We start from the raw sequence: 10,659 nt of genomic DNA, 5'->3' as shown, positions 1-10,659 counted from the left end.
ACCCATTTCGAAAACGAAATTAATTTCATTTACGAAAAAATTTTATTAAATCTATTGACTATAGGCAATGAAAATGTATATAATAGTTTTGTTAACGAAATTATTATATACATTTTCATTGCCTATAGTCAATAGATTTAATAAAATTTTTTCGTAAATGAAATTAATTTCGTTTTCGAAATGGGTGTTATTAAAAGTATATTTAAGCAAAATTAAGCTAACTTGTCCAAACAAGATTATATGGTTAATTTTGGGGTTTGAATAGTGTCGTATTCGAAAATATAATAAAGACAAATAGTTCACACAACGAAACTAAGGAGGTGCAAAATGGGACTTGAAAAACTATTAAAAGATGCTGGAATTAGTGCTTATAGGTTGTCTAAGACATCAAATGTAAGCGCAGCTACTATCTCCGAAATTAAAAACGGAAATAGAAAAAGCGTAAAACTAGAAACTGCAAGCAAAATTGCAAAGGCACTTGGTGTAAGCATTGATACAGTACAAAGCGCAATAGGGGGAGAATAATATGCCTATACTAGCAAGGAAAGAAGTCGTAAATGGCAAAACCCGAATCTTTATAACAAAGAGCTATACCGAAAACGAGGAAGCTGTTAAGTCAGCAGTAAAACGCATCATGGGTCCCGGATGGGAGTTTAAGGATGATGATCCATCAGAAGGAGGTGAGAACACTGGACAGAATAGAGCAATTACTAAGTGACATTAAAGACTTACATATAAAAATGGGGCAAGCCTTGGAGAGACTTGGAAAGGATATAGCTGCACTTGAAGAACAAGTTCAAATGCAGCCGAGAGAAATTATAGTTCAAGTTAATGGAAGAACAGTAGCTAAGGAGATTGCAGAGACGATAAAAAATCAGATACATTCTGAATTTCGCTAATCGAAATAATTTGGTCATAAAATAAATATATTTCTTTGGCTTGAAACGGACTCATATTTGTTGAGCAATGAGAATTTAAAAACAATTTTAAGGAGGTGAGAAAGATGGAAAAAGAAACACCTAATATCATAATGGATATAATCAACATGGAAAAGGACATAGAAACTCTAAAAAAGGAAATTGCCGAACTTAGGGAAGAAGTTCAGCAATTAAAGGAAAGTAAGTAATTACAGCATTCTTTCTTTATAACGTCCGAGTTCTTCTACTACATGTCTTGAAAAATCAGGAGACTCAAAAATGCGTTGTAAACTGTAAGTCAATATTTCTGTGAATTGTTCTTTTGATAAATCCGACACTTTTTCAAAAGAAACTGAATCAACAGCTAACTTTACATTTTCTTCAATAGTTGATGAGAACATAAACACCACCTCCCTTCCATTTAATTCTAGCATAGGGAGATAAATTACACAAAAGGAGGTTTAATATTTTGAATGATTTAACAATCATCAAACATAATAACATCAATGTAACTGACAGCAGAGACGTGGCAGATATCACAGGGAAAAGGCATGATCATTTGATAAGAGACATTAAAGGGTATATTGACATAATGAAAAACAACGCCCCCAAAGTTGGGGAGGTTAAAACCAACGGAAAATTCCGCTCGTTAGATTTCTTTATTCCAAACACTTATATAGACAGTAAAGGAGAAGAAAGACCGAATTATCTCCTAACAAGAAAAGGCTGCGACATGGTAGCAAATAAAATGACAGGAGAAAAAGGAGTGCTTTTCACAGCTGCATATGTAACTAAGTTTGAAGAAATGGAAAAGCAGCAGCTGATTGAAAAATCTCTAAAAGAATCTACTCAGCAAAAGCAAATGCAGTCCCCGGAGGATAAGAAAAAGCTTGCTGATGCCAGATACAATAATTCCTTAGCACGTAAGGCAAATATCCTTTTAAAGCTAGCAGATAAGGCAGAATTGAGCAAGGAATATAAACAAGTACTTTACTCTCATGCAACGGCTATAGTGGCAGGAAAACCCTTGTTACCGCTTCCGGAAGCTATACAAAAGACTTATTCAGCAACAGAGCTGGGAGAAATACTTGGAATAACATCTAACAAGGTAGGCAAGTTAACAAATAAGCATAATCTTAAAACCGAGCAGTACGGAAAACTATTTCATGATAAATCAAAATACAGCTCAAAGGAAGTTGAAAGCTTCAGGTATTTTGAAAGTGTTATACCGGTACTCAAAGAGATACTTAATTTAAATTGATATGGAGGTGAGAACACTGGAAACAAATAAAAAGAAAATCATATCAGACATAATCAATGTGCTGCAAAAAGAAAAATGCACAGTATCAATGGCATTAGAAATATTAAGCGATACAAAGAATACTATTCAAAGCGGTTCAACTGTGCAAGTTTCAGAAGAGTTTATTGAACAGTTTTGGAGTAAGAATTAATTATTTTCTTATTTCTCTAAGTATCATGTTTAAAGCATCATCTTGACGCTCATTTATATCCGATAGCTTTACTGCAATAAGGCAGTCGGAAACAGAATGATTTAAAGCTACTTTATGATACTTAAAAACACAATCATCACGACAGATATCTTTAATAAATGGACAAAAGTTCTTTTCTGACATAATATACCCCCTTTCCATTTAATTCTAGCACAAAGGGGACAGGTTTTAAAACAGAAAGAGAGGTGAGAACACTGGACAGAATAGAGCAATTACTAAGTGACATTAAAGACTTACATATAAAAATGGGGCAAGCCTTGGAGAGACTTGGAAAGGATATAGCTGCACTTGAAGAACAAGTTCAAATGCAGCCGAGAGAAATTATAGTTCAAGTTAATGGAAGAACAGTAGCTAAGGAGATTGCAGAGACGATAAAAAATCAGATACATTCTGAATTTCGCTAATCGAAATAATTTGGTCATAAAATAAATATATTTCTTTAGTTTGAAGCGGCCTCATTCTTAGTGCATTTGGAATAAATGTAACATCATTTAAAACTATGTATGAATTTGGCTCAAATTTAGCAACATAATTGTCGATTTTATTAACTAAATAAAATCCTGCCGATGTTGTGATTAATAGATTGCATTTTAATTTATTTATATACTCGTTTAACAAAATTCGTACTTCTTCACATTTTATTGGCTGGATATATTTTAAATCCATTTAACGCACCCCCTTTCAACAAGATTTTACCATATCAGGGGACAAACTACAAAAGGAGGTTTTGAGTTGGAACCAGTTGCTGAAGAAAGCTTACGGAGAATCGAGAATCAGCGTGCAAAGTTAGGCAGATGGTTAACTGTAGAGGAAATTGACGTAATTATTGAACAGGTCTGGAAGGAAAACCATTCAAATGAAAAATAGCGCAAATGTTTTATTCAAGTTTATTGATTATTGCCTTTCAGAAGCAAAAGGAGATTATGAAATGTTTGCAATGTTGATGTTCTATGGAATGGCCAATAAAGAAACTGGAAGAAAAACAATGGAAAGATTTAAAGAATTAACTAATTCAAAATGATAGCAAAAGGAGGTTTTGTATGAACAAATTAATGCCAATGGAATATAAGAATCAAAGAATTGTAACTACAGATGTACTTGCAGACAGTTTTGGCACTGATAAAAAGATAATAAGCAATAACTTTAACCGTAACATTGAAAGATTCGTAGAAGGTAAACATTATTACATGCTCCAAGGTGAGGCACTAAAAGACTTCAAAGGTATTCATCATAATGATGAAAGCCTAAAGTTTGTATCAGTACTCTATTTATGGACAGACCGAGGAGCAGCAAGGCACGCCAAAATATTGGACACCGATGAAGCTTGGGAAGTTTACGAACAGCTTGAGGAAACCTATTTTAATGCAAGTAAACCGAAATGCATAGAAGATGTACTTATAGCCCAGCTACAGGAAATGAAAGATATGAGGATGCAAGTTGAAATAGTAAAGCAACAGGCGGCAGCCGTAGAAGAAAAAGTTGAAAATATGAAAGAAGTTATCGAGATAAGACCTTCCGAAAGCTGGAGGGATGAAACAAATACCTTAGTTAAGAAAATCGGTTTTAAACTTAATGATTATCAAAAGCCTAAAGAAGAAATTTACAAAGCTTTGCAGGAAAGAGCTTCATGTGATTTAAAGAGACGGCTAGACAACATGAGAGCCAGAGCAATATTAGGCGGTACATCAAAGAGCAAAGCAAATGCTATGAATTTCCTTGATGTAATCTCTGAGGATAAGAAGCTGGTTGAAATTTACACCGCCATAGTAAAAGAAATGTCTATAAAGCATGGAGTAGCTTAGAGAAAGGATGGATTTATTATGAATCAATTTGTAGAGCTTAAGGAACTTAACGGAAAGATTTTGTCTGATATTCAAGTATATCGAGAACCGGATGAAATACTTTTCCTTTGTGAGGATGGCACTAAATACAAAATGTATCATTGTCAAGACTGTTGTGAAGATGTGTCGATTGAAGATATTTCTGGCGATATACAAGATTTAATCGGAGTTCCTATAGTATCAGCAGAAGAATCTTCGAACAGTGGTGAAACTGAGTGGGGAAGTAATACTTGGACATTTTATAAATTAGCTTCAGAAAAAGGCTATGTGACAATCAGATGGTATGGAGAATCTAACGGATACTATTCTGAATCGGTTGACTTTGAACAAATTCAATAATTTTAAAAAGTAAATATAACGGAGGTAATAACATGGAAACAAGCTACACTTTTACTGTTATCGAGGACAATGAAGTTATATTTACACATGATGAAGAATTAAAAACGCCGGAAGAATTATTAATTGATACTGTATCCGCAACTTTTAACAGGGGTTATGAGGATGCAGAAGTATACGCCAAACAGCTTAATGAAAAGACTAAAGGACTTTATGACCTAGAATCAATTAATGCTTGTTTGGAGGATATGCAATGAATAAGTTTAAAGCTATCGGAGTAGTTGGAGTATTTGGTATGGCAGCAATAAGCGGAATGTTACCGGCATATGCAGTAGCAGCGGTTGCGGCATATAAAATAATAAGCCTCGAAGATGAAAAGTCAGTAAAGCAAGAGCTAAAAGAATTGACGGTTACAAAGGATGATAAAAAAGAGAATAGGAAAGGAGTAAAGAGTAATGGACCGGGATATTAAATTAACCGGCACTAATAAGAAACTGCTGCAGCAATATATATTCATCATGTATAGAGCCAACAAAGCAGCAGATAGAAACAGATGGAAGCAGTTTAATAAGCATAATGAAAAGGCACAGGCTAAGCTACAAAGGATAACTTATAACCTAGGGATTAACACCAACAAATACAACTTAAGAGTTACGCCGGATGGATTGTTTCTGACGGAGAAGGAGGGGAGGAACTGAGGAATCTGAAATTATTGTGAAGGAGTGGATTTATTTATGGAATTTACACAACAAGAGTATGACTTGCTTGATGAGATAGTAGGAACTGATGAATTATGTAAACATTGCCCATGGCCTAAAGAATCGCACCATCCGGAGACTTTATGCGAAGGCTGTTGTTGTGAGGATGCAATGGAGAATTATTTGGAAGAAAGAAAGGATTGACATGAAAAATAATTTATTAAAAAAAGGTGACAAAGTTGTTATGCATACTTGTATAGAAGCTGAGACATATAACGGCAAGATATGGACTTGCAGGACAGATGAATACATGAGCGGTGGCAAAAATCCATATGGGTTAATATTTCTTGAAGGTTTCTGCGGTTCATTTGCTACTGAGTACTTACAAAAGGTAAACATAGAGCAAGAGCACGAATCACTTAGACATGCACTTAGTACTATTATGAACCTGTGGGATACCGGCATTGAAGACGATGATGTTCAATCATTTATAAAAGCATATAACGAAGAAGCAGAAGATGAAGAATGTAAAATTGATTCGGAAGAAACTAATGAGTTATATATAGCGAGAGAAATAGCGGAAAAAGCATTGAATTAATTCACAATGCAAGATTTAATTTGAATCCATTGAGAAAGGAGCAAAAATGTTTAAATTTAGAGACAAAAAACAAATAATAGGCACTGTTTTAGGAGCAATATGTTTTCTACCTACTTACGTTATAGGAGTCAAACTTGGGGCGATAACTAATTTAGGTATTGGATTATGGATAGTGTTGCTATCACAAGCTTTATGGCTTACATCTATTTATCTTTGTACATGGAGCCTAGACATAGAAAACAGGAAATTAAAAAAGCAGAATAAAGTGTTCATAGATTCCTTCATGGAGCTAAATGACATCATACAGCACGAAGCCGATAATGATGGATGGTGCAGAATGGTTGTAACTAAAGATAAATTGCTTGAAATTAAAATATTTATTGATTTGTTAAATGAAAAGAAATGAAAGATTGAAATTCAATATTGTTTTAGAAGGGAGCCAGTAATTTGAACAATATGTCTGATGGGAAAAGCGATGGGATAGTTATTATGTACTGTAAAGGCGGAATTATTTATCCTGTAGACTTGAATAAAGAACAGCTTGAAATGTTGGATTTAAGCATAGGCATATGCTTTCAAGGGACATTAAATGTAATCAATAAGCCATTAGGTGAAGCGGTAATTTTAAATAAGAAATAGTTGAGGATGAACAGATAAAAATTATTACTTTAAAAAATAAGGAGGAACTTAAAATGAGTTCAAGCAGTTTATGGGTAATGGATAAAAACTTTAATGGTACGGAGTTAACGGAATTTAGAAATTCATGGTATTTTTCACCGATAGTTTGGGATGTCTTATCAGATAAATACATTCCGCAATTGATAAGCACTCCATATGGTTATAAAAAGAGCATTATTATGGACTCCAGCCTTTTTAGACCATTAAATGACAAGGTGAATAACTGTGGATGCATAGCAGATAGAATCTGTTGGGAAATGAGTAATCAGCAAATTTTTTTCACAAAAGATAAAGAGTTAATAGCAAATAGCATTTTGCAGTTTGTTGAGGTCAACAGCAAATTTAGTAAAAATTCAGACGGAGAATATCTTTTGAAAGCTGAACATATCGCCAAAAGGTTTAAGGAAATAGCTGATGCGATCTTAGAACTTAACGAAGAAATAACGCCATATTTCATTTTTAAAAATTCAAGTTGTGATGATAATGTTGAATATTGGTTTAGTAAATATGACGAGAACGAAGAAGAGTATTTTGATGCTCCGCTATCTGAAATGGATAAGGTTGTGACCGAATTTGTGTTCATTGAAAATGGTGAGATAACAGGGTTTAAAACAAACATTGATTATTTTAGCAGATAAGGAGGTGTCTAAAATCGACCTATTAATATTTTGGGGGTGTTTATATATACCGTGTATTGCAGTAGCAATTTTGGAAAACAGACATAAAAAAAGAGCTTCTAGAAGAAGCCGAAGAAAAATTCCTAAGAACATTATAACACGATTATAAAATAAATCAAATGGAGGATAGAAAAGATGAAATCAACAGGAATCGTAAGAAAGGTTGACCCACTTGGAAGAATTGTTCTTCCTAAGGAGCTGAGGAGGACTTTGGATATAAAAGAAGATGATCCACTTGAAATATATACGGAGGGCAATACTATACTGCTTAAAAAATATTCTCCTGCATGCATGTTCTGCGGTGAAGCAGACGGAGTTATTGACTATAAAGGCAAGAAGGTATGCAAGAGCTGTATTAAAGAATTGAGGGGGATTAAATAATGGCAAAGCAAATAATCCTAAAGAGTTTAATTCTACACAACTTCATGGGAATAAAGGACATGCAAATAGGCTTCGGCTCTATTACAAATATATTCGGAGAAAACGGCACAGGCAAGACAACAATTAATGATTCCTTTGCATGGCTGCTGTTCGATAAAGACAGCCATGATAATAAAAACTTTGACATTAAGACTCTTCAATCTAACGGAGAGCCTATGCATGAGCTTAATCATGAAGTAATTGGAGCCTTAACAGTTGACGGTAAGCAACTTACTCTGCAAAAGACTTACAGGGAGAAATGGACTAAGAAGCGCGGAGAAGCCACGAAAGAACTTACAGGGCATGAAACTCTATACTACATAGATGATGTGCCGGTGAAGAAATCAGAATATCAGGATAAGATAAATGATCTTCTTCCGGAAGAAATATTCAAGCTTATCACTAATCCTTTATACTTTGCTTCAACAATAAAGTGGCAGGATAGAAGGAAAGTATTGCTTGATATTATCGGCAATGTAGATACCGATAGAGTGATTAACTATAATCCTTCTTTAAAGCCTTTAGGAAGCCTTTTAGTAGACAAGGATATAGATACACTCAAAAGGTCAATACAGGCACGTAGGAAGAAATTGAACGATGATATTAAGCAAACGCAGCCAAGGATTGACGAATGTAATAATGCTATTAAAGATTATGATTTTGAAGCCCTTGAAATCAAAAAGAAAGAGTATGAGGCAGAGATAAAAAGTGTTGATGATATGCTGCAGGATTCTTCAAAAATTAGCGGTGAAAGATTTAAGGACAACCAAAGGCTGTATGAGCTTAAAACGCAGCTGCAAAACATACAAAATCAATCTAAGCAGGATGCATATAAGCCACTCAATGATGCTGATGTTAAAATAAGCCAGTTCAATACTCAAATAATTAAACTGGAATCAAAAAAGAATATGCTTGAGGCTTCAATGCAAGCTACAAAAGATAAGATATCTGAAAAAGAGAACAGAATGAAAGAGTTACGTACACAGTGGACAGAAGAAGATAAAAAAGAATTGGTTATTGATGAAAACTCTTTTGTTTGCCCTACATGCAATAGACCACTGGATCCAGATGATATTGAAAATAAGAAAGCTGAAATGCAGAAAAGCTTTAACATCAATAAGGCTGAGAATAAGAAAATAATTAGTACTACAGGTATGGGCTTAAACAACCAAGTAACCGCACTTAAAACAGAACTGGAAGGGTTGCAAAAGCAATTGGTTGGGCTAGATGAAGAAATTAAAGTTGCTCAAAACTCTATTGCTGAACAGGAGGCTTTTAAAGCTAACTACAGCATTACTGATTACAAACTACCACCCGAGGCTGTAGAAGTATCCAAGCAGATTGCAGAGCTTGAAACAAAGCTTAATAAGCCGGTAGAAAACAACAATGGCTTACAGCTTAAGGCTAGAAAACAAACTTTACAACTGGAATTAAGAGAGGTTGAGAAGCAGTTATTCTGCAAAGAGCAAAATGAATCTCTTAATAAAAGGATTGTTGAACTCAAGGAACAGGAGAAGGTTTTGGCTCAACAGATTGCCGCTTTAGAAGGTCAAGAATACTTATGCGAAGAGTTTATAAAGACAAAGGTTGAACTCTTGGAAAGCAGCATAAACGCTAAATTTAGCTATGTGAAATTTAAACTCTTTAACACACAGGTTAATGGAGGCGTAGAAGAGTGCTGTGAGGTTCTTGTTAATGGAGTGCCTTATAATTCAAACTTAAATTCTGCCGCAAGAATAAACGGCGGTATAGACATAATTAATACTCTATGTGACCACTACAATGTACAGGCACCAATATTTATAGACAACAGGGAGAGCGTTACAAAACTCATTGATACTAACAGCCAGGTTATAAACCTTATAGTTAGCGAAAAGGACAAAGTTTTAAGAATTGAAAGTGAGGTAATGTAAATGAACGATGATATTTTAAAGCAAGCTGAAAATTGCTTAAATGTTAGTGCTGCGAAACAAGGAGCGGAAATGCTAAAAGATTTCATTCCTACAATCGTCAGTATAAACAAAAGTGTTTATGACGAAATGATAAAGCAGGGTTTTGCAAAGCGACAGGCATTTGAATTTTCATGCCAATATACTTTTAAAACTATTTTTAATGGAAATGAGGGGAAATAAATGAGTGAAGCAAAAGCAGTAGCAACAACTCAGCAGGAGAGAAATATTACAGATGGAGTACTTTCTAGGGTGCAAGCACTAAGCAAGCAAGGAGACTTATTAATCCCTAAAAATTACAGCGCTGAAAATGCTCTTAAATCTGCATGGCTTATCCTTCAAGGCGTGCAAGACAAAGATAAAAAACCGGCCCTAGAAGTATGCACAAAGGAAAGCATAGCTAATTCATTAATGGACATGGTTGTTCAGGGTTTGAACCCGGTAAAGAAGCAATGCTATTTTGTGGTATATGGCAGTAAGTTAACCCTTATGAGAAGTTACATGGGTACGGCAGCGGTAACCAAGAGACTTAAGGGCGTAAAAGATGTATTTGCAAATGTAATTTACGAGGGTGATGAATTCGCCTATGAGCTTGATTTAGATACAGGTTTAAAAAAAATAACTAAGCATGAACAAAGTTTTGAAAATATAGATCCTGCCAAAATAAAAGGAGCATATGCAGTAGTAGTTAAAGACGATGGTCAAAACTACATTGAAGTTATGAACATAGGACAGATTAGAACGGCTTGGAGCAAGTCAAGAACCGGCGGTTCTGTTCACAAAGAGTTTAGTGATGAAATGGCAAAGAAAACTGTAATAAATCGTGCTTGCAAGATGTTTATTAACACCTCAGATGATTCGGATATCTTGCTACAAGATGCATTCGATAGGACGGATGAAGAACAGAAATATGATGAAAAAGATATTATTACCGGTGCAGAATTTGAAGTTAACGAAGAGATTGAAAAGGCACCTAAGAAAGAAATTAAGTTTGAACAGCAGCCACACCAAGAAAGCAAAGTAATTGATGTTGA

21 protein-coding genes are annotated in these 10,659 nt (G+C 34.7%); 20 read left to right on the top strand and 1 reads right to left on the bottom strand.

The genetic code is table 11. The features are described 5' to 3' along the window. Positions 1–327 precede the first annotated feature (327 nt). From M9H71_RS24655 to M9H71_RS24645, 3 genes are all read left to right on the top strand, one after another. Positions 328–525 (top strand): helix-turn-helix domain-containing protein, encoded by a 198-nt coding sequence (locus M9H71_RS24655; RefSeq protein WP_455407499.1) that lies wholly within the window; start codon positions 328–330, stop codon positions 523–525. 134 nt (positions 526–659) lie between these two features. Further along, the gene (locus M9H71_RS24650; RefSeq protein WP_455407498.1) at positions 660–899 is read left to right on the top strand and encodes a hypothetical protein; all 240 of its coding nucleotides are present in this window, start codon (positions 660–662) and stop codon (positions 897–899) included. Between the two features lie 104 nt (positions 900–1,003). Next, positions 1,004–1,126, top strand: a complete 123-nt coding sequence (locus M9H71_RS24645; protein WP_455407497.1) for a hypothetical protein — start codon at positions 1,004–1,006, stop codon at positions 1,124–1,126. On the opposite strand, the gene M9H71_RS24640 is transcribed toward M9H71_RS24645, so the two are convergent. Continuing rightward, on the bottom strand, positions 1,127–1,318 hold the full coding sequence (locus tag M9H71_RS24640) for a hypothetical protein (RefSeq protein ID WP_455407496.1): 192 nt from the start codon (positions 1,316–1,318) through the stop codon (positions 1,127–1,129). Between the two features lie 68 nt (positions 1,319–1,386). Here M9H71_RS24640 and M9H71_RS24635 point away from each other — a divergent pair, with 68 nt between their 5' ends. The 17 genes from M9H71_RS24635 to M9H71_RS24555 all read left to right on the top strand — a co-directional run. Continuing rightward, positions 1,387–2,178, top strand: a complete 792-nt coding sequence (locus M9H71_RS24635) for a Rha family transcriptional regulator (RefSeq protein WP_455407495.1) — start codon at positions 1,387–1,389, stop codon at positions 2,176–2,178. Between the two features lie 7 nt (positions 2,179–2,185). After that, positions 2,186–2,368, top strand: coding sequence for a hypothetical protein (locus M9H71_RS24630; RefSeq protein WP_455407494.1), 183 nt, complete (start codon positions 2,186–2,188; stop codon positions 2,366–2,368). Between the two features lie 245 nt (positions 2,369–2,613). Next, positions 2,614–2,832: a hypothetical protein gene (locus tag M9H71_RS24625; RefSeq protein WP_455407493.1), complete on the top strand. Its 219-nt coding sequence runs from the start codon at positions 2,614–2,616 to the stop codon at positions 2,830–2,832. A 452-nt stretch (positions 2,833–3,284) separates the two neighbouring features. Continuing rightward, positions 3,285–3,449, top strand: coding sequence for a hypothetical protein (locus tag M9H71_RS24620; protein WP_455407492.1), 165 nt, complete (start codon positions 3,285–3,287; stop codon positions 3,447–3,449). A 19-nt stretch (positions 3,450–3,468) separates the two neighbouring features. After that, the gene (locus tag M9H71_RS24615) at positions 3,469–4,230 is read left to right on the top strand and encodes an ORF6N domain-containing protein (protein ID WP_455407491.1); all 762 of its coding nucleotides are present in this window, start codon (positions 3,469–3,471) and stop codon (positions 4,228–4,230) included. Between the two features lie 18 nt (positions 4,231–4,248). Next, the gene (locus tag M9H71_RS24610) at positions 4,249–4,608 is read left to right on the top strand and encodes a DUF7448 domain-containing protein (RefSeq protein WP_455407490.1); all 360 of its coding nucleotides are present in this window, start codon (positions 4,249–4,251) and stop codon (positions 4,606–4,608) included. A 32-nt stretch (positions 4,609–4,640) separates the two neighbouring features. After that, entirely contained in the window at positions 4,641–4,862 is a 222-nt protein-coding gene (locus tag M9H71_RS24605; RefSeq protein WP_455407489.1) for a hypothetical protein, read from the top strand. Further along, complete coding sequence (locus tag M9H71_RS24600) at positions 4,859–5,077, top strand: hypothetical protein (protein WP_455407488.1); 219 nt, start codon at positions 4,859–4,861, stop codon at positions 5,075–5,077. Before M9H71_RS24605 ends, M9H71_RS24600 begins: the two co-directional genes overlap by 4 nt. After that, a complete protein-coding gene (locus tag M9H71_RS24595) occupies positions 5,061–5,303 on the top strand; it encodes a hypothetical protein (protein WP_455407487.1) in 243 nt (80 codons plus the stop codon). The genes M9H71_RS24600 and M9H71_RS24595 overlap by 17 nt, the downstream gene beginning before the upstream one ends. A gap of 88 nt (positions 5,304–5,391) precedes the next feature. Beyond that, positions 5,392–5,901, top strand: coding sequence for a hypothetical protein (locus M9H71_RS24590; RefSeq protein WP_455407486.1), 510 nt, complete (start codon positions 5,392–5,394; stop codon positions 5,899–5,901). A gap of 46 nt (positions 5,902–5,947) precedes the next feature. Further along, positions 5,948–6,307 carry a hypothetical protein gene (locus M9H71_RS24585; protein WP_455407485.1) on the top strand — a complete coding sequence of 120 codons (360 nt, stop codon included), beginning with the start codon at positions 5,948–5,950 and terminating at the stop codon, positions 6,305–6,307. Between the two features lie 41 nt (positions 6,308–6,348). Then, the gene (locus M9H71_RS24580; protein ID WP_455407484.1) at positions 6,349–6,540 is read left to right on the top strand and encodes a hypothetical protein; all 192 of its coding nucleotides are present in this window, start codon (positions 6,349–6,351) and stop codon (positions 6,538–6,540) included. A 53-nt stretch (positions 6,541–6,593) separates the two neighbouring features. Next, positions 6,594–7,217 carry a hypothetical protein gene (locus M9H71_RS24575; RefSeq protein ID WP_455407483.1) on the top strand — a complete coding sequence of 208 codons (624 nt, stop codon included), beginning with the start codon at positions 6,594–6,596 and terminating at the stop codon, positions 7,215–7,217. 174 nt (positions 7,218–7,391) lie between these two features. After that, on the top strand, positions 7,392–7,637 hold the full coding sequence (locus M9H71_RS24570) for an AbrB/MazE/SpoVT family DNA-binding domain-containing protein (protein WP_455407482.1): 246 nt from the start codon (positions 7,392–7,394) through the stop codon (positions 7,635–7,637). Next, positions 7,637–9,589, top strand: a complete 1,953-nt coding sequence (locus M9H71_RS24565; protein WP_455407481.1) for an AAA family ATPase — start codon at positions 7,637–7,639, stop codon at positions 9,587–9,589. Before M9H71_RS24570 ends, M9H71_RS24565 begins: the two co-directional genes overlap by 1 nt. Then, a complete protein-coding gene (locus M9H71_RS24560) occupies positions 9,590–9,808 on the top strand; it encodes a hypothetical protein (protein WP_455407480.1) in 219 nt (72 codons plus the stop codon). Beyond that, positions 9,809–10,659: recombinase RecT (locus tag M9H71_RS24555; protein WP_455407479.1), on the top strand; the 851-nt coding region annotated here is incomplete at its 3' end.

The organism is Rhodopseudomonas parapalustris, from assembly GCF_053772255.1.
This window is presented reverse-complemented; position numbering and strand designations above follow the sequence as displayed.